Raw genomic sequence first — 26,312 nt, forward strand, 5'->3', positions numbered from 1 at the left:
GACCGGCAATGCAATCGCTGGTGCTGAACACGTCCCAAACGTCGCGCTGCGAACTGGCGGCTCCGCAGGCGCCGGCGTCTGCTCTTACGGACGGTGGCCGCTCTGGATTCCTGCGATGGGGCTGTTGCTGGCGGGCAGCACAGCCTGGCGACATTTCGGCGCTCGAGGGCGCCTCGTGATGCGGAGCAGAGTGTCCCCTCGGCGTGCCCCCGCGCCGTCGGTGCATGAGGAGCGAAATATGAACGGAATTCTCCGGGATAGCGACGCCGTCGAGCTAAGCGACCCACCCGCCTTCAGCTTTGGCCAAAAGCTTCGCGCCAATCGCGTCATCCGGAATGATGGCACCTATCCCGGCAAGGAGATCGGAGACGTCTTGGTCAAGAAGGGGGAGGTGGGCTACGTCGTCTCGATCGGCACGTTCTTGCAGCAATTCTACATCTACGGCGTGGAGTTTTTGGAAAGCGGCTACCGCGTTGGCATGAAACGCAAGGAACTTGAGCCAGTGGATGCAGGCGAGGAGGTCGATGATTTGCCACTACCGGAGGAGTCATGACTCAGCGAGGTTTTCCAAAATATTGGTGGGGCCAGCGGGGTAAACCGACAGCCGACCTGATCAAGCACCGCTCATCGGTCGATACGGAGACGGACGGAGCTTCGCTCGCCGCCAGGCCGAGCCGCCAGACCGTCATCGATACTCTCAACAACAAAGCGCATGAGCCTATCTTTATCGTTGATTTTGGTGAGGAGCTGCTCATCTGCTGGAGTTCAAGAGAACATCAAAAGGCATTGAAGGGAGGCTTTCATCATGAATTCCGCACTGATGAGGAAAGTAAAACCGGGGTTGGCGCGTCATCTCAACGAGCTTGATCGCAAACGGATCGAACGCGGCTTGAGCGCGCGGAAGCGCTATCTCTACGTCTCGCCAAACGTGACGCCCGTGTGGGGCGGCTACTGCATCGAGAGTCCCTGCTGCTCGCGCAATATCGACAAGGATGGCGCGCTCGTCGATGTCGCGCTGATCCTTTATGATGGCGTGACCGGGATCTGGAAGCTGTTTCGCAAAAATCATGCGGGGGGAGTCTGGGAATTTTACAGCCTCTATCATCGCTTGATCCCTGCAATCGACGAATTGAATGCGGATCCTGAGCGCCTGTTCTGGCAATGAAGGACCACCGTCCCCGAGGATAGAAGAACGACGATGGCGATCACGACCGAGGAATTGATCGAGATCGAACGGCTGCTTGCTGCCGATAGCGACGGCATGGGTCCCTTTGTCCAGCTGCGCCGCGGGCGGGGCGTGATGCGTGAGTTCGACACTCAACGCGGGCGACCGGGATCGCATTGGCCAAAGGAATGTTGGGCCGTGAGCAATGAGCCGGCCGAATACGGCGCAGTGCTGTGCAAGCCTACCGATGATGTCTTGGAGTGGTGTCGCATGGTCGAGCAGTGCTACGACGCGCATCTGCAATCACGTGAAGGAGTCCCGCTAAGATATTCGAAATCGACCACATTACAGTCGAGCTTGTCGGGTGTCAGCTCGTGATCGTAAGCGGCCAAAATAAGGAATCGGTATGAGCTTGTAACAAATCATCATCCACGTCCGCTTCGCCCCGAATGGGCGGGTGATACAAATCGGCCAGCGTCCAGGGAAGCTCACTCCGAACGGGTGGTTCGATGTCCTCAACACCCGTGCCAGCTCGGCTTATCAGCCGCTCGCTCGTGGCCGCGGGGTATTCCGGTTGAGCCGAACTGCTGTCGATACCTTAAAGCAGGAAACGACGGGGCCGGGTTGAGCGAACCGGTAACCGCGATTTGATGAGTGAACAGATCGAGGGCGACGCCGTCTCTCCGGCCGACATTATTGTTCTGAGCGAGGCCATGGGCATTCAATCGCTGATAGCGGCGAGAACGTCGGCATTGCCGCAACTTCCCTCAATTGTGAGGCGCGCTATGACGCATTTGGTGTGCAACTTGCTCTTCGAGAAAGTTGATCGGGGGGATTGTTGCATGAATGAGAGGTCTCGATGCCGGGAGAAGAGGTTGTCATTGATCAGCAGGCGACCTTCGGACGTGAAGGTGCCTATCGCTCATCTCAGCGACGACAGCGAGTAAGGCGCCCGACCATTCCGACTGCCTTCGCAAGCGGGAGTTGGTGTCAGCAGGTGTCCATGCGCCAATGGACGGTCATCGTTGGACATTGCGGGCGGCTATGCGCTCACATCTCATCCCGACAGCTGAAATTCACTATCAGAGGATAGGCGCGTGAACTCAGAAAAAGAATTTCATCTCCCTCAACTCTATAGGCACCATGTCTTTGCGTGCAACACGCAGCGTCCGCCAAACCATCCCCACGGCAGTTGTGGCGCCTCCGGCGCGCAAGCTCTGTGGGATCGAATGGGCAAGGCGATCGAAGCGCAAGGCCTCGACGATATTGGCTTCGCGACTGCGGGCTGCCTTGGCTTTTGTAACTCTGGTCCTTTGCTGGTTGTCTATCCCGACGGAGTCTGGTATCGCGCGACCACGCCTGAGGATGTCGACGAGATCGTCATATCCCACCTCAAGCACGGCCAACGTGTCGACCGGCTTGTGATAGTGCTCAAGCGAAGCTAGAGGCGTCGCTTGGCGGCCGCTTGCCGGGTTAGCTAGCATGGTCGGCTCGACGTTGGGGGGCGGATCGTCTGAGATTAACCGGGCACTTCGCGGCCAAGATTAGGCTGTCAGCGGCGTATCGCCTTCTTATCAGGCAAATGGGAAAATGGCTTCGGTCTTAAGCGTGGCGAAACAGACGTATGATCATATTCTGAGTCGACGTTTGTGTAATGTTACTCACGTGCTGCGCGATTCGTAACTTGCAGCGCGAGCAACGCCAGCGGTTCCCTCTCTTGCGAGCTGACGCGTCGATGGCGCGTCAGCCGGCTTTCCGTGTCAGTCCGGCGAGAGTAGGAGACGAGCTCGATGATCCTGCTGGGATCCGAGTTTATCAAACGGCCTCTCCACTCTGGCTCTGCTCTAACGTCAGAACTTGTAAGCGACGCCGCCGCTGACGAGCCATGGATCAATATGGGCGCGGCCCGTAACGGCAATCGCATTGTTTAAGGTGGCCGAGTACTCCGGCCGCAGCCACAGCTTTTTAACGTCAAAGTTGAGGCCCCAGTGGCGATCGAGCATGTAATCGAAACCGAATTGGACTGCCGCGCCGAATTGGTTTTTGATGTTTAGATCCGTGACGGAAAGCCCGGCGAGCGAAGTATTGGCTGCCGATTGGTTGAAGAATACAGTGTAGTTGATGCCCGCGCCGACATAGGGCTTAAGCGGCCCAAAATCGGTGAAGTGATATTGCAGGGTCAGTGTAGGAGGCAAGAGCCAGGCTTTGCCGATATCGAGCCCTGTGAGCGCGCCATTGCCGCTGACGTGATGGCTGGTCACGCCGAGAATGAGTTCGGCGGCTAAGTTAGCTGTGAAGAAATAGGTGATGTCGAGCTCTGGTATAGCTTGATCGCTGATCGAAAGCCCAGAGTTGGGTGATGACAGCAACGGCGTCCCTGGAACGTTGACGGAACTGCCTGCGGTATCCGGCAAAACGCCAAGCACGCGCAGGCGGATCATCCACGGGTTGCGGGGTTCAATAGGGGGAGCTTTATAGTAGACCGGCGCCGGACCCAGATCAGCACCACGTACCGAGTTGCTGGCCAACGAGGTCGCTAGCGCGAAGACCGATACAGTTGCCAGGACTGTTCTTGCTCTCATCGAATTCTCCATTCCAAAAGTCGCGCGAGAAGCCGCGCAAGGTCTCTGTCACACATAAGGAACGGCGAAAGATTTGATACCAATCAAATATGGGAGCGATCGTGCCGCTCAGTTGCATCAGGATCACAGCTGCGAAACACGTTTTGCTAAAGGAAATACTCGCGCCAAGCAAGCCGCAAGTCGAGAACGTCATTCTTCTGGTGTGATCGTCCGGAACAGGCTCATTCGCTTGATCCCATCTTCGGGCAGCGCGTGCGAGTTGCTTGGTGCAGGCATCCCTGGAGATGCTCCTGCGTCTGGTGGCCAAGCAGCGACAGCGCGGGCTCGCGATCGAGCCCGGCACATCGTATTCCGTCTAAGTCGATCAACGGTCGTCGTATCAGGAGTGGATCACTCACCATCAATGCGAGTGCGCTCGCCGCGTCGATAGAATCGAGATTGACTTCGCCCGACTTGACACGAGGCGCGGCTCGGTTGAACCAGGAGCCGACGGGCATATTGCGAAAGAAGCTGCGCAATTCGTCCGCATGCCATGGCTCCTTCAAGATGTCCTGGACGACCACGTCATGACCGGCGGACTTTAGCGCTTGAATCTGACGCGCGTTCGTGGCGCAGCCGGGCTTCTGATAAAAGATGATTGTAGCCACGGCGTACCTATGTAGGCGTGCTATGCTGGGCGAATAGCACAGGGCTGCTGCTTCCCGGGAGCCATTCGAAGTTCTTGACAGTCAACGTCAATATCAGCGCATGGTGCGCCCTCAGCGAATTTGCAAAGCCGCTGGCCCGTCTCATTTTGACTCCGTCCGGCATCTTTACTCCTCACATGGCTGAGCTTGCGCGAGCGGCAGCAAGTTCTGTTCCACAATGGCGGCATCGGCTAAGTCAGCCTATTTGGCTGTTGGCGTTCATGTTTGCGATTGTTTGTTCGTTGTCTGACAGCCGGGCAGATCTTGTCAGATCCAAAACAGCCTACGATCGCGCGCCGGCTGGTTGCTTTTGGAAACGTAATCAGAAGCTTAAGGTGCCGGGTTAGACCTTGGCACGGCTGTTGCTGATAAGCGGCAGCAACACTGAGTGAGGGCTGAGTGCACGCCGACGTGTAAGGCGAGCGATGCGCTCCTTCCCTTGAACCCGTGTGCCCCCGCTTCTGCGAGGGAAGCAAAGCTCGCAAAAGAAGCGCGCAACGTTTGGCAAATCGGTTGATGGAGAGCAGCATGGCTTCACTAAGACAAATCGCCTTCTACGGGAAGGGCGGAATCGGCAAGTCCACCACTTCGCAGAACACGCTAGCGGCGCTGGCAGAGATGGGTCAGAAGATCCTGATTGTAGGGTGCGATCCGAAAGCGGACTCGACTCGCCTTATTCTGCACGCCAAGGCTCAAGACACGATTTTGAGTCTTGCCGCGAGCGCCGGCAGCGTGGAGGATCTAGAGCTCGAGGACGTAATGAAGGTTGGCTACCAGGACATTCGCTGCGTTGAGTCCGGTGGCCCTGAGCCAGGTGTCGGCTGCGCCGGCCGCGGTGTCATCACCTCGATCAATTTTCTTGAAGAGAACGGAGCCTACGAGAACATTGACTATGTTTCTTACGATGTGCTTGGCGACGTTGTTTGCGGTGGCTTTGCGATGCCAATCCGCGAAAACAAGGCGCAGGAGATCTACATCGTGATGTCTGGTGAAATGATGGCAATGTATGCCGCAAACAATATTTCCAAGGGGATCCTGAAATACGCGAACTCAGGTGGGGTGCGGTTGGGCGGCCTGATCTGCAACGAGCGGCAGACCGACAAGGAATTGGAACTGGCGGAAGCGTTGGCCAAGAAGCTTGGCACTCAACTGATCTACTTCGTGCCGCGTGACAATGTGGTGCAGCATGCAGAGCTGCGTCGCATGACGGTGCTTGAATATGCACCCGATTCCAAGCAGGCTGATCACTATCGGAAACTAGCGGCCAAGGTTCACAATAATGGCGGCAAGGGCATCATCCCGACCCCGATCTCAATGGATGAGCTCGAGGACATGCTGATGGAGCATGGCATTATAAAGGCCGTGGATGAATCAATCATCGGCAAAACCGCCGCCGAACTCGCAGCCTCGTAAAGGCCGCGAGTCGCCGCCTTGCGAAGGCGAGCGACAGATGCCGGTCTCCCTCACCCCCCTTCCCGGGGGGGCCGGCATACTGACGATCGGCCGCGAAAACCAGAGTGCGCCGTGACGAACCACGCATTGTGAAAAACCGCAGAGTTATGTCCGAGCCGCACGTCCTTCCGTTCACGACTGCCTGTGCTGCTGACGCCAATAGCCAGTTGCACAAGGGAATTTCAACCTACCGGCTGCTCACCGGTGAACATCCTGCAAATGCCGATATCGCCATCGACAGCAATCTCGATCGCCATGCCCTGGCGTCTATCCTGGCGGCTGCCACGATGGATGGTGGCTGTCTGTCTGAGAAAGTTGGCCTGTCCGGCGTTGAATTGGCGGTCTTACTGGAGCAGCACTTTCTCCCAACCGGGATCAGGGCCCCGGAGCAGGCCGCGCCCTTCAAGCGGGAAGAGGATGAGGAGATCGCAATGCTTCGCGATCTGTTGCTCAAGCATCGCTCGACGGAAGGGGATATCGGCCGGTGGCTGGCTGCGATGATCGCGCGCCGCGCCATGGAGCCGGACCATCTTTGGGAAGCTCTCGGCTTGCGTGATCGTGGCGAACTCTCGCTCGTGATGAGCCGGCATTTCGCGCCGCTCGCCGCGAGCAATGTCAACAATATGCGTTGGAAGCGCTTCTTCTACCGCATGCTTTGCGAGGACGAAGGCCTTGCGATGTGCACGACACCCGTGTGCAATCAATGTAACGAATTCAACATCTGTTTCGGTGAAGAAAGCGGTGAGAGCCGGATGGCCGAGCGTCGGCGCGATTTGCTGTTGCAGGCCGCAGCATGGCCGGCTGTGTCCAGCGGCCGGGCATCTGAAACGCCAGGAGAGACCGCAGTCGCATCGTTATCCGAAAAGGCTTCACCGCATTTGTAGGCCGCAGGTCGGAGGAGGGCGCGGATCACCAACTTGGATGCGAGCGGACGGCCGTGTGGTTAAGGCGGCAAGATCGAGTGCTAGGCTACAGTTCACCCGTGTTGGTGCGCCGCAACGGACCTGTCGCACCAAAGGGCAACGCGTTCGGCCTCATAGCGCTGTCGCATTTGCCACGATGCATTTGCTGAACAAGGTCATAAAGAGAAGCGTGACTTCTTGCACTAGGTCGGCCGTTAGGATCACAAAGACTGCGGCGGTAACGGCGGGCGCGGTCAACAAAAACATCGCGTCCGCGCAATTATCGAAGCAGATCTTCCGCTTACCATGATGAAGTGCCGCACGGACCCGGGAAAGAGGCGCCGACGCGAGGGTCGACGCAAGGGTGTCGATGAAATATGTGGTCCCTTGCCACAATATCCATGCCGTCTTCGGGCTGTGTAGTCATCAGGAGCTAACGATGGAAAAGGTCAACCAAGTGTTAGGATATACCGGGCCCGCGAACTTCAGGTGTCAGTCATGAGAAGTCTTTCCGCGCCGTCACCGAGTTCTCATCAGATTGAGCGCAACCGCAAAACCCGCGGGCGCGTTGTCGTTACTGTTTCGGATCCGCTCAATGTGGGCGCTCACCAGAGCTAAACCGAAGGAGAATATTCGATGATCAGCTCATCCCCAGCAACCGGTATTCTAGATCGACTCGGCAAGGCCTCATCGGCAGAGGAGTTTTTTTCGCTGCTTGGCGTCGAGTACGACCCTAAGATCGTGAATGTCGCGCGCCTTCACATTTTGAAGCGCATGGGACAATACCTCGCACAGGAGAAATTTGCTGGTGCCGCAGAGCCGGAAATCAGAACTCGATGCAAGGCGATGCTGGAACGGGCATATGGAGATTTCGTGGCATCGTCACCGATCGACGAGCGAGTGTTCAAGGTTTTGAAGGATGCCGTCTCAGACTCCAAGAAGGCTGCGGCCTTCGTTCCTTTGAGCGAGTTGAAGTGACCTAGCGTTCCACTGTAAGCGAAGTCTGTCCGGCGGACGCCGAGGCGCTCCGTTAATGCGGCTTTCTATTTATCGCGGCAAGTCTCTTAGTCATGGCCCGGCCAACGGCTGTCGTATTCCCGACCCATGTCCGGATTATTCGTGACCAGGTATCAGCAGCTGTTTGATGTGTGGCGCAAGCCAATACGTCCCACTGACTTCAATCGTCTTTGCAACTGGTACGACACTTGCTGTTGTCCTGCTGATCTGATCATCGATGCCGACAGATGGTGGCGCCCGCGGTGAGTTTGAAGGAGGACCCATGATGCTGCTTACAGTGCCTGCCGAGCCCCCCTGCGGCATCATATCGAGGCCTACGATGCCGTCAGGTCTGTTCGCAACGGTCTTTGACGCGGTCGCAGTTTCGTAGTGACGGTGAGATGGTAGTCAATAATAGGTGTCCCCTTCGCGCGGCTCTTGCGGCGGCTATGCACAGTAGCGTCCGCATCAAATCGGCCCCCGATCCCGCTCAAATGTGCCTGCATCTCATCGCAGATAGAAACTGCGTTACGAAAAGTGGTGCCCTCCTCCCACACGGAGTGCCAGCGCTGGAGGCTCGGCACGGTCGCGTGACAGAAGCCTTGCCAGGACCTCCATCGATGGTACCGGCGAGGCGCCGCGAACGGACTAGTCAACTAAGGCATGGAAGTGGCCGGTCAGGATCACCTCGTCCTGGCCGGCCACGGTGGCGCTCGTCGAGCCCGGCACCCAAGGATTCAGTTTGCAAGATCCCTCCAAAGCCGGCCGAATGGGTGCGCCAATTGCGACGACGCGTATTGTGGTGCGACTGGTCCGAGCGCGCAGGCGGGCAGAGCAGCCAGCCACTTGCCGGCCAAAAGTGAACTTCGGTTAACGAAAGCGAAAAAGCAACCCGTGGCGCGGGCGCGCCTATCTCCAGAGGAATTTAGACTATGAGCAAGGTCAGCAAAACGGCGATGCCAGCAGGGGCCGGCCGCGGAGCAGCCAAAAAAGAACTGCCGGAGCACTTCAAGTCGTACAAGCACGTCTGGGTCTTCGTCGAGCTGGAGCGGGGCCAAGTGCATCCCGTTTCCTGGGAGCTCATGGGTGCGGGGCGTGGTCTTGCCGACAGGCTAAAGGTGAATCTTGCCGCTGTCGTTGTCGGTCCGGAGGGGCAGCACACACGCAACGCCGCACTTGAAGCCTTTTGCTACGGCGCCGATCTGGCCTATCTCGTGAGCGACAATGTGTTGTCGGATTACCGCAACGAATCTTATACGAAAGCGCTCACCGAACTCGTCAACACCTACAAGCCCGAGATATTACTGTTGGGTGCCACGACGCTTGGTCGCGATCTCGCAGGTTCCGTGGCGACGAATCTATCGACGGGGCTTACTGCCGACTGCACCACGCTGGACGTGGACGCCGACGGTTCACTTGCGGCGACGCGGCCAACTTTTGGCGGCTCGTTGCTCTGCACAATCTATACCTTGAATTACCGCCCGCAGATGGCCACGGTCCGCCCGCGAGTGATGCCGATGCCTGCACGCGTTATGCGCGATGCCGCTCGTATCGTCGTTCATCCGCTCGGCCTTGTAGAAGACGATATAGTCACGAAAGTATTGTCCTTCCTACCCGACCGCGATGCAGAAACTTCCACTCTGGCCTATGCCGATGTTGTGGTTGCGGGCGGCCTTGGACTGGGATCGCCTGAGAACTTCCGGTTGGTACGCGAGCTCGCAGCTCTGCTTGGGGCTGAATATGGCTGCTCGCGTCCTCTCGTGCAAAAGGGCTGGGTTACGTCTGACCGGCAAATCGGTCAGACAGGCAAAACCATCCGGCCGAAGCTCTATATTGCCGCGGGCATTTCCGGTGCGATCCAGCACCGGGTCGGCGTCGAGGGCGCGGATCTGATCGTCGCCGTTAACACGGACAAAAACGCTCCGATCTTCGACTTCGCCCATCTCGCGATCGTCAGTGATGCTATGCAATTGTTGCCAGCCCTGACGGCTGCATTTCGCGCGCGGCTTCTGCCAGATTCGCGCGCCAGGATCGCGGTCTAGAGGAGATATTGATGATTGAAGAGAGATTCGATGCGATCGTGGTCGGAGCCGGTATGGCCGGCAACGCGGCGGCATTGACGATGGCCAAACAGGGCATGAAGGTGCTGCAGCTCGAGCGGGGCGAATATCCCGGATCGAAAAATGTGCAGGGGGCCATCCTCTATGCCGACATGATGGAAAAGCTGATCCCCGAGTTTCGAGAGGAGGCGCCACTCGAACGCCACCTGATCGAACAGCGGTTCTGGATGATGGACGATCGCTCGCATGTCGGCATGCACTACCGTTCGGAGGACTTCAACGAGCAGAGGCCGAACCGCTATACGATTATACGCGCCCAGTTTGACAAATGGTTTTCTTCAAAGGTGCGGGAAGCTGGCGCGATCGTGCTTTGCGAGACCACCGTCACAGAGCTCGCGCAGGACGATCGTAACAGGGTCGTCGGTGTTCGTACAGATCGCCGTGACGGCGAGATACATGCTGACGTCGTCGTTCTGGCCGAAGGGGTCAATGGCTTGCTCGGCACGCGTGCGGGCCTGCGCGCCCGTCCGGCACCCGATAACGTTGCGCTCGCGGTGAAGGAAATGCACTTCTTGCCCCGTGAAACCATCGAAGCACGCTTCAATCTTAAGGGGGATGAAGGCGTCGTGATAGAGGCTGCCGGTACCATTTCCCGCGGCATGACCGGGATGGGTTTCATCTACGCCAACAAAGAGTGCATTTCGCTTGGCATCGGTTGTCTCGTCGCCGACTTCCAACGCACGGGCCAAACGCCGTATGGCCTGCTCGATGAATTCAAAAGGCATCCCTCTGTGGCGCCACTGATAGCAGGGTCCGAAGTAAAGGAATATTCGGCGCATCTCATTCCCGAAGGCGGTTACAAATCGATCCCACAGCTTTATGGGGAGGGCTGGGTCGTCGTGGGCGATGCCGCCCAACTCAACAATGCCGTTCATCGTGAGGGCTCCAATCTCGCGATGACATCGGGCCGTATCGCGGCCGAAGCGATAGGTCTGGTCAAATCGCGCGGCGAACCGATGAGTGCAACAAATCTCTCAATCTACAAAAAGATGTTGGACGATTCTTTCGTCATCAAAGATCTCAAGAAGTACAAGGATTTGCCACCCCTCATGCATACCCACTCCGAAAATTTCTTTCTCACTTATCCGCAGCTTATCTCCAAGGCGATGCAGAACTTTGTGCGCGTCGATGGTACGCCCAAGGTTGAGAAGGAGAAGGCGAGCCTCAAATCCTTTGTCAAGACGCGGTCATGGTCAGGTCTGGTCGGCGATGCTTACCGTTTTGCCAGGGCCTGGCGGTGATCGCGACAGTGTGAAGTCCAACAGTGGAAGGCAAAAGCATGAATGTCGAACCCTCCGTGCGCGTCGAAGACAAGCTGTACTACAACCGTTATCTTGTCGACGCCGGGCACCCTCACGTCAGGGTACGTGCGCACAAGACGCCATCGCCGCAGCTCCTCACACTTTTGAAGGCCTGCCCGGCGCGATGCTACGAGCTCAACGACAACGGCCAGGTCGAAGTTACAGTTGATGGCTGCATTGAATGCGGTACCTGCCGCGTGATCGCCGAGCCGACCGGCGACATCGAATGGAGCCACCCGCGCGGCGGATATGGTGTTCTGTTCAAGTTTGGGTGATGACAGAGCGAAGGGTGGTGCGGCGTTAGCCGACGCAATCTCACTGTATCTGTGGCGCGCTCACTGTCACCTGCATAGCGCCGGGTTGTTTGAGAAGACACCCGTCATCGCAACGCGACGCAAGACGTGACATGCAGATAAGCAGCAAAAGGCTCGTTGTGGCGCCACTGAGTAGCGCCACGATGCCGTCGATCTGATGGCAGAGAAAAGATCAGTCTCCTGCCTGAGGGGAGGCAGGCCCAGCGGCCTCGAGTGCGATCGCCACTGACTGTGTGATCGCAGCAAAGCGCACGGCGGTCTGGATCGTCTCCGAATTGACGCCCGCGGCTCTCAATGTCCTCTCATGGGCATCAATGCAGATACCGCAGCCGTTTATGGAGGAGACAGCAAGCGACCACAGCTCGAAATCGGACTTGTCCACGCCGGGATTGCCAATCACGTCCATGCGCAGCCGCGGCGGCATCGTCTTGTATTCTGGGTTGGAAGCGAGGTGAACGAAGCGGTAGTAGACATTGTTCATTACCACTACGGAGGCCGCAGCTTTCGCTGCGGCGATCGCCACAGATGTCATCACGCCCGAGGCTGCCGATTCCACCGCGGCAATCAGGGCTGAATTGCGGGTGGCAACTGCACTCGCTACCAGCACCCCGTATTTTCGCCGCGGCGAAAGCGTCTCATCGGCCATCAAGGAGGTCAAGTTAATCCTGACATCCTTCGCGAAATCGGGAATCTTGTCGTAGATTTGTTCGATCGGCGACATGCTGCGTCACGCAACCTTCAGTGTTTCCCCGCCGATTTCGCGGTTGCAGGGACAGAGCTCGTCGGTTTGCAGCGCGTCTAGAACGCGGAGTGTGTCCTTAGGACTGCGGCCCACACTCAGATTGGTCGCATAGACGTGCTGAATCGTGTTTTGGGGGTCAACAATGAAGGTATAACGATAGGCAACCCCTTCGGGTGAACGCACCCCGAGGCCATCGACGAGCGTTCCCTTTGTGTCGGCAAATTGCCAGATTGGTAGATTGTGCAGGTCGACATGTGAGCGCCGCCAAGCAAGCTTGCAGAACTCGTTGTCAGTCGAGCCACCCAGTACAACCGCATCTCGGTCAGCGAATTCCTTGGAAAGCCGAGCAAATTCTGCGATCTCTGTCGGGCAGACGAAGGTAAAGTCCTTTGGGTAAAAGAAGATGATCTTCCATTTCTCCGGAAAGCTCATTTCGGTCAGCGTCTCAAACGCACTCTGCCCTTCCTCTTCCTGCGCTTGAAAACCGGGCTTCACGCCTGTGATGTCGAATGGCGGCAACTGACTTCCAATTCCGAGCATGGTGTCCTCACAAACTTGCTTTTGTAGATCGTGACCTCACTGGTGGAGCAAACCATATGCCACGCATTCTTAGACCTAGAATTGGCGCAACAAGACCAGCCCAGCGGCTTGGATACAGGCGCCTTTGAGCACGAAAGTACACGGGCGCTGGCTACGCGGTTGGCGGGAAGACGGCAGCCAGACCTAAACCGAAGCAATCTCGTCCCCGACCGGTAGGCACTGCACAGCCGGCCTGGCCGGGCTATGGCAGTTTGGCGCTCGCCGCTGGTAACTGCGACGTCGTGCCGTTCAAGGTCCACAATCGGCGCGTTCGCAAGGCATCGAGGCGGCGCAGCAGCGGACGCGGGAGCTAAGGCGGCTTCCGCAAATGGCGAAGGGTTTCGATGGGCGTGCGCCGCCCGGTATCGTTCCGACCAATAGCCGCAGCTGGGGTTGAACGGCGCCGGCCGCAAGGCATGTTTTTCGGAACGTCTGTTAAGTCCGGTACGCCTGGCTATCGTAACGATTCGGCGCGCAGGTCCGGTCAGCTCATTCCCGTTGTTTGGCGAATTTGCTGATCGCAAGGAGATGGGGTCCTGCTGCGAAGCGCCCGGGAGACGGCGGGCGCAGCCTCGGCAACCGTTTTTGTCAAGACCGGATTGTTCTGCTGCCGAACGGTTGGGAAATCGAGATCTGTTCTCCCCTCGCAACGTTCGCTTGCGAGCATAATGTGTGTGCCCCCCTCGAGTGCCGCTGCACCTGTAAGGTGATGCCTTCCTCGCTGCGCGACATCCAAAGCGGAATCGGCAGGTAGCCTCAAGATCGTCTTTGGCAGGTAAAGAACTGCCCGGAGCGCTATTCGAATCTATCGATGATGGCCGCGATCTTGCTGGTGTGTTTCTCGCGTCCAGACATAGCCGTCCAAGGTGCTCATGGGGATGTGGCAGGCCTTGCAAGCCACCGCTCGGCAGCCCGAGCGGAACGGCGCGCGCGACTTCCGCGAAGAGCTATGCGGGATTTTGGGTGACGAGGCGATCAGGCGGCGTGGTTTTCCGGCACTTGGATGACCTCGATGCCGTTTTCGAATCTGACACCTGCGCTGACCTTCGGCAACTGATTTGTGCCTTTCAGCCGCCGCCAGGTCTTTGATGCGGCGCAGAGCAGCTTGAACACCATCAACTTGGCAGTCGTTGACGATAACGAACCTTTCGTGCGCACCGTTCTGTGCCGGACCGTCGCGAACACGCTTTCGATGGGATTCGTCGTCCGCAAGTGGTCCCAATGCTCGGCGGGGAATTCGTAGAACGCAAGCATTGCGTCGCGATCTTTCGTCAGGCACTCGACCGCCTTGTCGTACTTCGCTCCGTATTTCTCGGCAAAGACATCGATCGCCACTTCGGCCGAAGCTCGGTTGGACGCCAAATAGACCTCGCGCAGATCCTTCTTCATGCTGGCCTGTACCGACACTGCGACTTTGTTCAAGATATTCGCGGTTTTGTGCACCCAGCACCGCTGATGTCGCGTGGCGGGAAAGACCTCGTCGAGCGCCTTCCAGAAGCCGAGCGCGCCGTCACCGACGGCGATTTCCGGGGCGATCTTCAGCCCACGGGTTTTCGCCTCGACGAGCAGTTCGTGCCAGCTCTGCGTGCTCTCGCGCACGCCGACCTGGAAGCCGATGAGTTCCTTCTTGCCTTCCGGCGTCGCGCCGATCAGCACCAGCATGCATTCGCTGTGGTCTTCCATGCGAGCCTGCAGGAAGACGCCGTCCGCCCACACGTATACGTACCGGCGCGCCGACAGATCGCGCTTCTGCCAACGCTCGTACTCGAGCTGCCACTCCGTCGTCAGTCTGGAAACCACCGCCGGAGAAAGATTCGGCGCATCCTTGCCCAGGAGCGCCGCCAGCGCCTCCTGGAAGTCGCCCGTCGAGATGCCTCGCAGGTACAGAACCGGCAAAAGTGCATCCAAGCTCTTCGTGCGCCGTGCCCACAACGGCAGGATCGCCGAGGTGAAGCGGATCCGCTCGCCATCGCTGGTCACCGCGCGATCGCGAATCTTTACCCGGGCGACTTCGACGGCGCCGATCCCCGTCTGGATCGTCCGCACTGGACCATGGCCGTGCCGCACGAGGCGGTCGCGGCCATCGGGAAGCTTCAAGCCCTTCATCGCGGCGAGAAACGCCTCGGCTTCCATCTCGACAGCCTGCGCAAGCAGCTGCCGAGCACCAGATCGCAAAATATTCGTCAGTGGATCGTCGATCTCATCGGGCTGACGCAGTGGGACAATGTTGCTATGCTCGTTCATGGCGTATCGCTCTCCTTGAGGTTCTGGCAGGCTCGACACCCGCCTCGATACGCCGCCTATCTCATTCCGTCATCACCCAGTTTCCCGCATAGCTCTTCCGCGAATACTTCCGCTCCAATACTGAGCCGTAGGGCATCAAAGGAGCGGCGCGTGATGCGCGCCAAAAGCGGCACGCCAGAGTGGCCAGTTTCAAGGGTCAGAACCAAGGTGACCTCAGCATCGCCGTGCGGCAGAGAGGCCGTTATGCGTGCTCGAAATACATTGAGGATAGAGCTTGCGCGCGGAGGTTCGCACGCAATGCTGACGTCGCCGGCAGCGATGCGCAGCCGCAGCCTTGCGCCCGGCCTTAGCGGTACTGCTGGTATCAGAAAGCGCGCGGATTTGAGGCGGAGCTTGACCAGCCCGTAGCGCCCGTCATAACCGCCGACCATAGTATCCAGACAGATTGCCGCTTCACTGCGGCTGGCGAGCGCCGGGTCGCTCTGGGTGACATTGAGCGGACCGGCCGCAGTCACGGTGCCATCTTTCATCATGACGAGATGATCGGCGAGACGTTCGATATCGGTGATGTCATGGCTGATGTAGATCATCGGCAACGCAAGCGATTGCAGGATGCGTTCGAGAAATGGCAGGATCTCGCATTTGGCGGAGCGGTCGCGCACAATGAGTGGATCGTCCAGCAGGAGTAGCCGAGGCTGGCCTAGCAGCGCACTGCCAAGGGCAAGTCGCTGCCGCTCGGTCTTGGAAAGATGTGATGGCGTACGCTCGAGCAGTGGCGCCAAGCCGAGCAATTCGACCACACCATCAAAATCGATCAGTGTCGGTTCCGAGTTTGACGCGTTGTATAAAAGGGTGCGTCGTACCGACAAATGAGAAGAGAGGATCGGTAGCTGAAATACATATGCGACGCGACGCAGATGAGGCGGTCGAAACGTCGTCTCATCTTGCCAAATCTCCCCATCAATCGCACAGAAGCCATTCGGCAGACGCTGCACGCCAGCGATGCAGCGCGCGAGTGTAGTTTTGCCGCACCCAGGCGGACCAAAAATCGCTGTGACGCCTTTGGCCGGTACGCTGAACTGCGTATCAAGCAGAATGCTCGCGAGCGAGCCGTTGAAGGCAACCTCAATATAGCCCTTCTTGGCTTCGTTGGTGAACCCGCCCATGTGCTGTATCTTCCATCTAAGTGAGGAGCCTAGCGGCTGCACTGGAGGTGATCGTTATGCTGCTGGCCATCCAGTCTATTCCGCTCCAGCACGGCGCTGCTGCTCGCAAGAGGGTATAAAGTGGGAGGGAGGCGTGCAGAGCGGTTTCAAGTCCGGAGCCTTGTTGAGCAGCTCCACGCCGGTGGATCGTGGCAATCGGTACGGTGGCCGGCGCGCTTACCTTAAGAGTTAAGCGCCGCCTTTCCAGCAACGCGAGGTCTTTGGTCTGCTTGGCCGGGCCGAGGCCTTCTGGTGAATGTTGAATGGCGCGGCTTGAGAGGTTGGGGGGCAAAGATGCCGGCTCACGCCAAAGCTGAATACTGGCCCGCGGCCGGAAATCGGCATCAATGATCCCACAGCTTCGCGAGCCGATTTGAAGTCTGCCCAGTAGCTGATCGTAGCCTCTGCACTCTCAGGTGCGACCAGCATCAGCGCCAGGTCGATTAACATGAATCGAATAAGTCTCATTGGAACTCCGGCTCCGCCTGAGCCGCTTCCTTCCCGGCAACTGGCTGATACTTACCCAGCAATCCGCGTGCCGTTCGAAGTGATAACTGGGCGGTTAGCGGCAAGGGAGGCGTTTTATCTGTCTCCACTCCGCGTCTTAAATCGCCGCATCCTATTGTAGGACTTTGACGCTCGCGTCTCCAACCGCACATGCAGGGCCGTGAGGCGGCACCCAAGGATCATGCCAAGCCTCTCGCGTTCGAGATCGTGCTTTGGCGAATATGCGGCCGTAGAGCTCGTCAATGATGCACAACTCCATGCCATCCGACTGACGCGCCATCCGATCTACTCGGCGGAGAAGGCCTGTAGACGGTCGCTTGGCGAAAGCGCTGACCGAGATGATATGCGGTGCCCGCGCGCTCAAAGTGCTTGAATCGACCGTAACGTCAGGTTGTAGGCATGGCGAAGCAGAAAACCATATTGGGAGCCAACATGGGCACATAAGTGCTAAACGGCCGATCTCTGTTTGTCGCGGTCTTCGCAATGCGTGTTGCGAGTGGCGGGATAATGATTCGGAGCGCGGCAATCATTGCAGCCGGCCCGCGAGAAGCGAGACTCATGGCTGCCGAGGCATTCCAATCCGGTAAACAGATCACCTCTCGGGGCAAAGAAAAACAGAGAAGCACAGGCGTCTTATGAGGGGTTTGGTCAATCAAGAGCGACGAATGGGCTGGACTTGCAATGCGCATCGCTTTGCAGCCGTCCTCGCTGCGATCGCGATCGCTGCGACATGGTGCACAGGACACGCTCGCGCGCGAGATCGGCGAGCCGAGGAAGTCTTGGCGTCGTGCAAATCAGACGTGATCCGCTTCTGTGACCGCTTTACAGGCCGTAGCGATGTTGACGTGGCCATGTTTTGTCTTAGGGACAATTTCAAAAACTTGCACCGCGAATGCCGGCGCATGATGCCAACCGCGGCAAACGAAAACGATGCACCGAGACAATCGCTCAACAAGCGCCCGGTAGGCCCTCATCGAGAGACGCGGCAGTTGCGAACTCGAACGATAGTGAAGTATTCAGACTGACGGGCGGCGGGGTTGGCCAGCTTGGTGGCTGAAGGTCGACCGGGCTGGAGCATCAGCCTGCCGAGGCGCAGTCGGCTGGGTGGGACCGATCCGTGATTGGATTGGCTCGATTAGCGATACAGTTGCCCAGGCGTGGTGCGGCCTTGAATTTCGAGTTTCGTGCTGCAGCAGTTGCGCTTTGTTCAGCGCTGTAGCCATTCGCGGCTTCGAGGTTTTGTGAAGTTGCTTTCGTCTCTCTGTGGCTGGTCCCAAGGGCAATCAGCGTCAGCTGTGGAGGCAGTGGACCGTACTGTCATCAATTTATGGCATTGTGGCCCGCGACTACGTATTTTTGCGGAAGTGGCTAAGTCGGCTGCGACAGCCAATGATTGCCGGAATATCAGCGCGTTTGTTTCATCGCGGTTGCCTTAGATTTCTCAGGATTACCTTCGGCTAGACTGAGCTGTAACAGATTGGGCTAGGAAACCTCTTTTGTTAGCCGCTGATCGATTTCCCCATGCAACCGCTTGATACCATTGCGGCGTTCTCTATGGGCGCTTCAGGGGAGTCGCTTCGCCCGATTGTGGTGCTCCTGACCGAATACACTTTAGAGCTCAAGGCGAAAGGAAACGCCGTCGACGAGAGCCGTTCAAAGGCAGAGAGCTGTTCATGCAGACGCTTCTCAAGGGCCTTGCGTTCGGTGCCAGGCAGGTCGGTGTTAAGTAGCCGGCGGCAGCGCCAGATTCCGTTTCGCAGCCATCTGATCTCACTTAGCGTATCATCAATCGAAGTCATCACGGATGTTGATCCTTAAGTGTAAAACATGGCGATGCTCGTCGAGCGGTCGTTCCCTGGCTCCGCATTCCTGCCGGATAGTTGAGCCGACAACGGCGTATCGCCCGCTCGTGTCCGGAGGAGGCGAGAAGTCCGATGTATGCGACGCTTATAAGTCAATATTATCCTACGCCGCGCGTTTGGCGAGAAATCGCGGCAGATCCTCGCGGTTTCAATGCGCCGCGAACGTGTGTCCTGCACAATTCCAGCGCTCATAGGGTTAAGCGTGTTTAACGCGAGATCAACAAGGCGCACTAGCTGCTCGAGTTATTTGGTCGCGGCGCAGCTAGGCTACACTGAGCTCGACACAGAAAATCTGTCGTACCAGTGACAGATGCACCTGTCCGATTATCCAGTCGGAAGGATACCGTGAAGAGCCGCTCGATCGCCGTTTGCCGGTTCACGTGACCAATGTTAAAATGGCTGGGAACTCCGCGTCGAAGAGAATTAGCGAGCCCGCGGTGTTGACATCGGGGCGCGCTGCGTCTCGTAGCCAAGCGCGTTAGCGCGATAGGCTGCAAGCTTTTGAGCTCAGCTATCGCCCAAGCGTTTGACCCCGGGGAGAAGTATGGCCGCCTCGCCTCACGTCACAGCAAAGTTGCCGGCCTAAACGCGCTGCTGCCGGCGGACCGGCACCCGCCACCAGCCGGTCCAGCACAAAGTGATTCGTCTGCGGAGAGCTGAGCCCAAGGTTACGGAATTACAAACGCCATTCGTCATTTCGTCGCTCCGGACTGCGTCAGGTTATCGACAGGTGGCGCTCGTATCATGAGCGCCGCTACTCCCTTGCAGGCTTGGCTCAATGGGCGCAGAGCTCGCAGGCGAGACCGGTGGACTGCAATATCAATTGATCCGCGAGCGAAACGCCGTCTGGATTCGCTACACTGTCTGCAGTGGGTGCTAGTTGCAGAAGCGTATCCGGGCCATTCGTGCCTGTCGGCACGCTTGTGGGATCGCACCTCACTCCTTGTGGGCCGGTGGCGCGTCAGCCATAGTAGAGGATTGGCGGTTCTAAGATGCGCCGCCCCGGCGCATTCGCTTCATTTTGCTACCGAAGAAACGATATCGATGAACACAGAACAGCTCGTCACTCGTATTCCTTCCGCAACTTCCGATTTGGAAAGCTCCGAACCAGGCTCTCCGGCCGCACCGCTGTGGGGAGAGACCTTGGCCGGCGTGCACACGTCCGCTGCCGGAGCGGTTGCCTCGCCGGAGGAGGTGCTGGCCAACTGGGCTGCCGAAGACGGGCAGGGGCAACATGGGGATCGGCAACAAGCGGTAAGCCGAACGTCGGCTTGGCGGGGGACGGGTGATCTCAATCAGCCGCTAGATCTGTCGTCTCGGTCCCTTACCGCCTTGCCTGCGCCCATTTTGGCCGAGGTGCGCCGCCTGAATGTGGATCACAATCAGCTCGACAGCCTGCCCGAGACACTTTCGACCGGCCTCCAGCGGCTCTAGGCCATCAGCAATGGGCTGACGCGCCTGCCTGCAGAGACCGTGAACTACCATCACTAGGCGTTCCGCCTGGCGGTCGCCGAAGATCTGCGGCAGGCAGCCGTCAGGCCCCGTTTACGCGAGCAGTATTTCGAGTTGGCTTCGGGAGCGAACGGGAGCTGCGAAGATCGCGTTACTTTGGTCTGGAACGGCATGCAGACCGCACGCCTGAACGCTGATGTCGAGGACGGACTCTATGACGGGCGCCTCGGCGAACTGCTCCAGAACGACCGCGTCTTGTTTCGCTTGGAAGCGCTTGACGGGATCGCGCGCGAGAGGGGCAACTCACTTCGCCGTGCCGATCCCGACGCGGATGTCGACGAGATCGAGGTTTATCTTGCCTACCAAGCCCAGCTGCGGGACGCCCTGGAGCTGCGGCACAACGCTCCCGACATGCGCTTCATGAATGTGTCTCAAGTGACCGAGGCCGATGTGGCCAGGGCCGAGGCGTCGGCGCGGGACGGGAAGCGGCGGAATTTCGGGACTATTTAGCGACGCGATGGCAACCATGGAAAGCGTGGTGAGGCGTATGGTACCCCAAGATTATGCTGAAATGCAGGAGCGGCTCGTCGGCGTGATGGGTGTACAATTTGAAACCCGCTTGGATGAGCGACTGGCTGAGCATGGTCTGACGGGCGATGCCGATGCCGAGCCGGTCCTCGGCGCCAGATACGAAACGAGATTGCCCGCGCGATCAAAAGCGCGCTCCTGCATCAGGTCCTCGGGAAGCTCGGCCTTCAGCTATGAGCGCACCTCCGAAGGAGGGTCCGTCGATCCGCCTCGCCGGTCACAAAAGTCAAAATTTAATCGACGCCTTCCGGGACGGACTGCCTGCATGACGGACTGTCTGCATGAGCCATTGCCGAATGAGCTCTGTTAATTGCGCCCGTGCGTCCGTGCGGACGATCATGGTATAGGATGGACATCCAAGAGAAGATTAGCAAAACGCAATGCGTTCACGTTGCGAGCGCCGTTGAACTCAGCGCTCAACGGCCTCTCATAGGCCAGACAAATAGATGGGGGATCAGACCGATCTCTTCAAGTCGCCCTCGTGCAACGTAGGCTACCGATGTCCGTCCCCCGCGGCCGATCCCACCTTCGCAGCGTCACACTCGAATCCAGATCGCGAAACATGCCGTAATTCCGCCGGATCCATTGATGCAGCTCGGTGGACCAGTCCTTCTCGTTGCGCAGATACCCAGTGAAGGAAAAGCCAAGCCGATCTATATATCTCTTAAGGAACAGCGGTAGTGCGGAAATTCGAATCACCCGATCGCCGTCCATCGCTTCAGGTAATCCGCCGCGCAGTGCGAATTCATTGTGGATGATGACCAGCGAGGCCGGGGGAATTCGCCGCCGCAGCATCTCGTAACCACGAAAGGAGATGCGATCTGCGCCCGCGACGAAGAGTACGACAGGGGTGACACAGCACCGCGCCGTCTCCTTGACGAAGCCAATCTCCTCGCACATCTTGAAGAATTCGTCGAAGGCGTGAAAGCCGAGATCGATTACTTTGGGTACACGATCGTGAACGATGAGAGGGTCCATCAGCTGCATCTTGCCGTATGTGTCGATCACATCCGCGGTCTCCGTGATGTTGGGCAGGTAGTCGAGCAATGATGGCTCTTTCAAGTTGACGTCAAACGACAGCGTTGTACCGTCTTTCAGCAGCAAGAACTCGCTCATGGCCCGAGCGATGAGGGTTTTACCGACCTGCGGGCTAGGTGAGCAGATGATGTAGATGGGGGTCGCTAACATAGCCAGCAGATCAATTTCGTTCCGTGCGTGGGCTCGAGCTTGCCGGATATACGGCTACTTCTCGCCGGCCCGGGTGGCGGACTTGGCCCCGGCCAATTCCGTCAAGTTGATGCGATCAAATTCGCTCCAGACATTTGCCAGCCAGTGCCGGACATAGCCGCGCAGCACGAAGGAGTTGTTCGCGGGTTCATCATTGCGTCCCTTGTTCGCGACGAAGTCTATGAACGGGACGGACGCGACTTCCACCTGCTCATACGCCATCTCGTTAAGCTTCGGGATGGTCAACTCAGTCGCATGTTTGATGCGATGAAAATAGGAATTATAAGTGGCTTGATCCCACTGGAAGAATTGAGTGTCGTTGATGAAGTTCTTGACCAGGTAGTACTTTGCACCGGTCATGAAAGTCGCGGTTTCCTCGATCTCGTCTAGCGACGCGATAGATGATCCCAGGATGTGGAACACGGCAAATGTGATCTGGCCAGACCGTGCCGAGTCCAGAAAGCCGATGTTGCGCAAGGAAGCCAGCGCAGAGGACAGTAGGCCTGCGCGAGCATCGATGACAGTGACGGACAGCCCTGAGTTCAAGGTATCGAAGATCTTCATCTGGTCCGCCGTCGCAGTCATGTCGACGATCTCAGTGATCCCGGGGTAAAAGCGCTTCAGCGTTCCCCGGGGCGACTCCGTGTCGAACGCGCGTATTTGCACGTTATTGACGCTAAAGTAGTCCAGTAGCGTTCGTGATACGGTCGTCTTGCCGACTCCTCCCTTGTCCGCACCGACTACAATTACCACTGGCTTCACCATAGAAACATCTCCTGAGCTCTTGCTATTGCCGCGCGCAAAGTGCGCTATCGGCGCGTCACTGCTTTGGGTGCGAACATGGCGGAAAGAAGGGGCAATGAACCGCCGATGCGAGAGCTCTGCAACTGATAAGCGTTTTCAACATCTAGCGAGTAACGTCGCGTGATGATGCAGCTCCGGCAATGGGAGTAATCACTTGTACTGGTGATTTACGTGAGGTTTGTGTGCGGCTGGAATATGCGGGGCAAGAATCAAAGTCTGCCCATGGTGATCGTTGGATTGCCGTAGGTTCGCTATGGATGCTGTCGCTGCCGCTATCAAATTTTAATGGGAGACCGAGTCTTACGTAGCGTCAGATTGCGAGCTCGATGAAAGCGCAAATCGGGGGGATGCTAGGCGGTCCGACTATGGCTTCGCAGACCATCAAAGGTCTACTGGATCAGATCGCCGTCTTTTCGGCATGCCGAGGAATATCTCCACGAGCTAAAGGTGAGTGGCTAAAGGCCTCTCTGCGCGCGAGAGCTAAGCACATGGGCTGCTAGAAAATAAATTGGGCGGCGTCGTCGGGCCGGTGTCTAGCTGATCGGCGCCCGGCGGGGGTGTAGTCCTGGACGGCACAATGGCCGCCTGCGCTGCGTCCTTTGGGGCGCGGCCGACGATAATTGTGAGCAGACCCCCGCCCCACAGCCGCTGCGCTGCTCTCTTTGGCGTCTTCCAGCGTCACCGCATCGACGACGGCATTCTGGTTTTCGAGATAGTCGATAGGCAACTTGTCAAGCTGATGCTGCAGTAGCGTTCGCGCCAGTTTTGATGATGTGTTGAGAGCTACCAGTTGCGAGCCCTTCAGGTAGGACTTTGCGTCATCGAGCTCCTGCTGAGTCGGTCCTTCCGCGGCGATCTGTCGGACCTGCTTCTCGATTTCTTCAACCGTTTCACCGGCCCGATCGGCGCAGGTGCCGCTGGTACCGAGAAACATGGCTGAATGATCCAGCCAGACAAGCTGCTCACGGACTGAATAAGCCAGTCCGCGCTTCTCGCGGACTTCGCGGAACAGGCGTGACGTCAGGCCGCCGCCGCCGAGAATGTGGTTGACGATACAGGCGGGCATGAAACCCGGCTCGCTGCGACGGACGGCTGGACCGCCAAAAGTCACAACTGTCTGCGGCACATCGAGCTGAATAAAGACCCGCTGCGGCGGCTTTGCTGCGATGACGTCGGCGACCGGCATCGCTTCCGCGTTGCTCGGCAGGCTGCCAAAGGTCTTATCGAGCAGCTTGCAGACGGCCCCTGGATCGACCCCGCCGACCACCGCGATTTTGAACGTGTCTTTTTGCAATGACGCGCCGGACATAACCCTTGAGATCCTCGGCCTCTATCTTCGGCACGCTTTCCAAGTAGCCATCGACTGGGCGAGCATAGGGATGATCCCCAAAAGCGACTTCGAGGAACTTGCGGCGAGCCAGCGACGAAGGATCGGTTGAGTCGTGCCGAAGGCGCGCAAGCACAGCGGCACGGTTCCATTCGACGTCGGCGGCCTCAAAACGCGGCGAGGTTAGCGCGATCCGTAAAAGCTCGAAGGCCTCCTCCGCGCTGTCATTGATCGTGCGCAAGGCACCGCGGAAGTGATCATGGGTCACGTGAAAACGCAGCTCAATGGCATGGCGGTCCAGCCGCTGATGAAAGGTCTTGAAGTCAAATTTGCCGGAACCTTCCTTGAGCAGCCCAGAAACCATGTGGGCTACGCCAGGTCTTTGAGCGGGATCCTGAGCCGCGCCGCCGGTGAAGGCATATTCCATCGAGATCAATGGGACAGTGGAGTCCTGCACGAACCAGGCTTCTATGCCGCAAGACGAAATCAAACGCTTGATCCTGGTCCGGTCCAGTGATCGTGGTGCGGCATGCGAATTTGACGAAGCGAGCACCGCCATGGAGAGGGAGGCTCCTCCAAGGAGGATCCCGCGTCGAGTGCAAGGATGGATCACTAGAGCGTCTCCCAGTGTTGCGGGGTAGACTCTTTGACGAGATAGCCGGTTACCGCTCGTTTCTTGTCGAGCCATATCCGCGCGGCCTCATGCACCTGCGGTGCGCCGACCGCTCGGATGTCGTCCGGCCAGCGTTGTACATCCTCGATGCATAGTCCCGTCGTCAGGGCGCGGCCATACCAGTGAGCGAGCAGTTCCTGACTGTCTTGGGCGTAGGCGACTTGCGCGGTTAGCCGCGTCTTCGCCCGCTGGAGATCTTCGGCACTCGCGGGATTACGGGCAATACCGGCGATTACCTCGTCGATGCAGCGCTCGATCAGGCTGAGGTTGGCGCCAGGCTTTGGTATGACGGAAATCTCGAATAGCGATGGATCGAGCGCGGCAGAGTGGTAGCTCGCCCTGGCGGTGACCGCGAGCTGCTTTTCGACAACCAGCGAGAGATAGAGATATGAGTTAATGCCGCCGCCCATCAACTGCTCGAGCACCTCAAGCGCTGGACCCTCGCCCGCGGCCGCGCTGCGAGTCGAGGGTACGAGATAATAGCGGCGCAGGGCCGGCTGCTCGACGCGGGCATCGGCCAGTGTCACTCTGCGCTGCGCGGCCGGCGGCGGTTCCTGCGGCCGCAGGCGTTCCTTGGGAATCGAAGGTTGCGCGGGGATGCCGCCAAACGTCTCCTTCACCATGGAGCGCATTTCCTTGGTGGCTACGTCGCCAGCGACAATCAGGATCGCGTTGTTAGGTGCATAGAAGCGCCGGTAGAAGGCAAGCGCGTCCTCTCGGGTAAGCTTTTCGATTTCCTGGCGCCACGCGATAATAGGGTGGCCGTAGGGGTGGTTGAGGTAAAGCGCCGCCATCATCTGCTCAGCAAGCCGGTTACCTGGATGGTTGGCGACCCTCATATTGAATTCCTCCAGCACGACGTCTCGCTCGGAGAGCACGTTCTCGTCCTTGAGAACGAGACCGGTCATGCGGTCGGCTTCAAATTCCATCATCTTGCCGAGGTGCTCTCGAGGCACGTGCTGGAAGTAGCTGGTGAAGTCGAACCCGGTAAAGGCGTTCTGGTAGCCGCTGGCGCGCAGCACGGCCTTGGAGAATTCATCCGCCGGATGTTTGGAAGTACCCTTGAACATCAGGTGTTCGAGGAAATGCGCAAGCCCCGATTTGCCGGGCGGTTCATCCGCGGAACCGACCTTATACCAGATCATCTGAGTGACGACTGGTGTGCGATGATCCTGGATCACAACCACCTGCAGGTCGTTATGAAGCGTGAAGCATGCTGCTCGATCTGATCTGACCGTGCCGGCATAGACGCTAACCGCCGGAGTGGTGCGCGTCGTCGAGTCCAAGGCTTCAGGTGGCCAAATGTAACCGTCGACATGTCATGAACACAACCTTGCGCACAACGTCTCAGGAGAACTTGGCGTCTCTGGAGATTTGGGGGTAGATCAAGCGCGATATACGCTGGCACAACACTCAGCAGCTTGCCGTCACACATCTCGCTCTACACGATGAGCGGCTTGACGATTTGTCTGCCAGCGAGCAGCTCCTCTGAGTACACTGCGCCGAAGTAGTCCAGGATGAACGTGCGACAACAGCGTAGTTTATCGGCCGCGCGCATCAGGTGCCGCGGGGGAGCGCGATTGA

Annotated in this window: 24 protein-coding genes and 1 pseudogene; 15 read left to right on the forward strand and 10 right to left on the reverse strand. The window is 58.1% G+C overall.

The window, feature by feature from the left end; translation table 11 throughout:
* Positions 1-238 precede the first annotated feature (238 nt).
* The 5 genes from AB7008_RS07455 to AB7008_RS07475 all read left to right on the forward strand — a co-directional run bounded on the left by AB7008_RS07455 (position 239) and on the right by AB7008_RS07475 (position 2,610).
* Entirely contained in the window at positions 239-553 is a 315-nt protein-coding gene (locus AB7008_RS07455; RefSeq protein ID WP_014497966.1) for a nitrogen fixation protein NifZ, read from the forward strand.
* Entirely contained in the window at positions 550-867 is a 318-nt protein-coding gene (locus AB7008_RS07460; protein WP_014497965.1) for a hypothetical protein, read from the forward strand. The genes AB7008_RS07455 and AB7008_RS07460 overlap by 4 nt, the downstream gene beginning before the upstream one ends.
* The gene (locus tag AB7008_RS07465; RefSeq protein ID WP_014497964.1) at positions 806-1,165 is read left to right on the forward strand and encodes a DUF3024 domain-containing protein; all 360 of its coding nucleotides are present in this window, start codon (positions 806-808) and stop codon (positions 1,163-1,165) included. Before AB7008_RS07460 ends, AB7008_RS07465 begins: the two co-directional genes overlap by 62 nt.
* A gap of 33 nt (positions 1,166-1,198) precedes the next feature.
* Positions 1,199-1,543, forward strand: coding sequence for a hypothetical protein (locus AB7008_RS07470; protein ID WP_011084572.1), 345 nt, complete (start codon positions 1,199-1,201; stop codon positions 1,541-1,543).
* 719 nt (positions 1,544-2,262) lie between these two features.
* On the forward strand, positions 2,263-2,610 hold the full coding sequence (locus AB7008_RS07475) for a (2Fe-2S) ferredoxin domain-containing protein (RefSeq protein WP_011084574.1): 348 nt from the start codon (positions 2,263-2,265) through the stop codon (positions 2,608-2,610).
* A 405-nt stretch (positions 2,611-3,015) separates the two neighbouring features.
* Here the strand turns inward: AB7008_RS07475 and AB7008_RS07480 are convergent, their stop codons facing one another.
* Together AB7008_RS07480 and AB7008_RS07485 are read right to left on the reverse strand one after the other, a co-directional pair.
* Entirely contained in the window at positions 3,016-3,759 is a 744-nt protein-coding gene (locus AB7008_RS07480) for an OmpW/AlkL family protein (protein ID WP_018647470.1), read from the reverse strand.
* A gap of 209 nt (positions 3,760-3,968) precedes the next feature.
* Positions 3,969-4,394, reverse strand: coding sequence for an ArsC/Spx/MgsR family protein (locus tag AB7008_RS07485; RefSeq protein WP_011084576.1), 426 nt, complete (start codon positions 4,392-4,394; stop codon positions 3,969-3,971).
* Positions 4,395-4,468: 74 nt separating this feature from the next.
* Between AB7008_RS07485 and AB7008_RS07490 the strand changes: the two genes are divergently transcribed.
* The 7 genes from AB7008_RS07490 to AB7008_RS07520 all read left to right on the forward strand — a co-directional run bounded on the left by AB7008_RS07490 (position 4,469) and on the right by AB7008_RS07520 (position 11,479).
* The gene (locus tag AB7008_RS07490) at positions 4,469-4,780 is read left to right on the forward strand and encodes a hypothetical protein (RefSeq protein ID WP_161170736.1); all 312 of its coding nucleotides are present in this window, start codon (positions 4,469-4,471) and stop codon (positions 4,778-4,780) included.
* Positions 4,781-4,961: 181 nt separating this feature from the next.
* Entirely contained in the window at positions 4,962-5,846 is an 885-nt protein-coding gene (gene nifH / locus AB7008_RS07495; protein WP_011084578.1) for a nitrogenase iron protein, read from the forward strand.
* Positions 5,847-5,950: 104 nt separating this feature from the next.
* Positions 5,951-6,769: a nitrogen fixation protein NifQ gene (locus AB7008_RS07500; protein ID WP_011084579.1), complete on the forward strand. Its 819-nt coding sequence runs from the start codon at positions 5,951-5,953 to the stop codon at positions 6,767-6,769.
* A gap of 654 nt (positions 6,770-7,423) precedes the next feature.
* Complete coding sequence (nifW, locus tag AB7008_RS07505) at positions 7,424-7,765, forward strand: nitrogenase stabilizing/protective protein NifW (protein WP_011084580.1); 342 nt, start codon at positions 7,424-7,426, stop codon at positions 7,763-7,765.
* Positions 7,766-8,715: 950 nt separating this feature from the next.
* Positions 8,716-9,825, forward strand: coding sequence for an electron transfer flavoprotein subunit alpha/FixB family protein (locus AB7008_RS07510; protein ID WP_014497958.1), 1,110 nt, complete (start codon positions 8,716-8,718; stop codon positions 9,823-9,825).
* Positions 9,826-9,836: 11 nt separating this feature from the next.
* Complete coding sequence (locus tag AB7008_RS07515; RefSeq protein ID WP_011084583.1) at positions 9,837-11,144, forward strand: FAD-dependent monooxygenase; 1,308 nt, start codon at positions 9,837-9,839, stop codon at positions 11,142-11,144.
* A 38-nt stretch (positions 11,145-11,182) separates the two neighbouring features.
* Entirely contained in the window at positions 11,183-11,479 is a 297-nt protein-coding gene (locus tag AB7008_RS07520) for a ferredoxin family protein (RefSeq protein ID WP_011084584.1), read from the forward strand.
* Positions 11,480-11,690: 211 nt separating this feature from the next.
* Here the strand turns inward: AB7008_RS07520 and AB7008_RS07525 are convergent, their stop codons facing one another.
* The 4 genes from AB7008_RS07525 to modC all read right to left on the reverse strand — a co-directional run bounded on the left by AB7008_RS07525 (position 11,691) and on the right by modC (position 16,249).
* Positions 11,691-12,239, reverse strand: a complete 549-nt coding sequence (locus tag AB7008_RS07525; protein WP_011084585.1) for a carboxymuconolactone decarboxylase family protein — start codon at positions 12,237-12,239, stop codon at positions 11,691-11,693.
* A 6-nt stretch (positions 12,240-12,245) separates the two neighbouring features.
* Positions 12,246-12,800, reverse strand: a complete 555-nt coding sequence (locus tag AB7008_RS07530; RefSeq protein WP_011084586.1) for a peroxiredoxin — start codon at positions 12,798-12,800, stop codon at positions 12,246-12,248.
* Between the two features lie 1,014 nt (positions 12,801-13,814).
* Entirely contained in the window at positions 13,815-15,083 is a 1,269-nt protein-coding gene (locus tag AB7008_RS07535; protein ID WP_014497957.1) for an IS256 family transposase, read from the reverse strand.
* Between the two features lie 56 nt (positions 15,084-15,139).
* Complete coding sequence (gene modC, locus AB7008_RS07540; protein WP_441258652.1) at positions 15,140-16,249, reverse strand: molybdenum ABC transporter ATP-binding protein; 1,110 nt, start codon at positions 16,247-16,249, stop codon at positions 15,140-15,142.
* A gap of 2,067 nt (positions 16,250-18,316) precedes the next feature.
* On the opposite strand from modC, the gene AB7008_RS07545 reads away from it, so the two are divergent.
* The 3 genes from AB7008_RS07545 to AB7008_RS07555 all read left to right on the forward strand — a co-directional run bounded on the left by AB7008_RS07545 (position 18,317) and on the right by AB7008_RS07555 (position 20,619).
* On the forward strand, positions 18,317-18,613 hold the full coding sequence (locus AB7008_RS07545; RefSeq protein ID WP_161170740.1) for a hypothetical protein: 297 nt from the start codon (positions 18,317-18,319) through the stop codon (positions 18,611-18,613).
* 1,088 nt (positions 18,614-19,701) lie between these two features.
* On the forward strand, positions 19,702-20,091 hold the full coding sequence (locus AB7008_RS07550; protein ID WP_014497954.1) for a hypothetical protein: 390 nt from the start codon (positions 19,702-19,704) through the stop codon (positions 20,089-20,091).
* 84 nt (positions 20,092-20,175) lie between these two features.
* On the forward strand, positions 20,176-20,619 hold the full coding sequence (locus AB7008_RS07555; protein WP_240536560.1) for an NEL domain-containing protein: 444 nt from the start codon (positions 20,176-20,178) through the stop codon (positions 20,617-20,619).
* Between the two features lie 546 nt (positions 20,620-21,165).
* Here AB7008_RS07555 and AB7008_RS07560 read toward each other — a convergent pair.
* From AB7008_RS07560 to AB7008_RS07575, 4 genes and pseudogenes are all read right to left on the reverse strand, one after another.
* Entirely contained in the window at positions 21,166-21,885 is a 720-nt protein-coding gene (locus AB7008_RS07560; RefSeq protein WP_011084599.1) for a hypothetical protein, read from the reverse strand.
* 54 nt (positions 21,886-21,939) lie between these two features.
* Positions 21,940-22,689: a hypothetical protein gene (locus AB7008_RS07565; RefSeq protein WP_011084600.1), complete on the reverse strand. Its 750-nt coding sequence runs from the start codon at positions 22,687-22,689 to the stop codon at positions 21,940-21,942.
* A gap of 519 nt (positions 22,690-23,208) precedes the next feature.
* Positions 23,209-24,614 (reverse strand): annotated as a pseudogene (locus tag AB7008_RS07570) (M16 family metallopeptidase).
* A gap of 53 nt (positions 24,615-24,667) precedes the next feature.
* The gene (locus tag AB7008_RS07575; RefSeq protein ID WP_080588796.1) at positions 24,668-26,014 is read right to left on the reverse strand and encodes a M16 family metallopeptidase; all 1,347 of its coding nucleotides are present in this window, start codon (positions 26,012-26,014) and stop codon (positions 24,668-24,670) included.
* Positions 26,015-26,312 lie beyond the last annotated feature (298 nt).

Source organism: Bradyrhizobium sp. 521_C7_N1_3 (assembly GCF_052075975.1).
In the GTDB taxonomy this organism is placed as follows: Bacteria; Pseudomonadota; Alphaproteobacteria; order Rhizobiales; family Xanthobacteraceae; genus Bradyrhizobium; species Bradyrhizobium japonicum.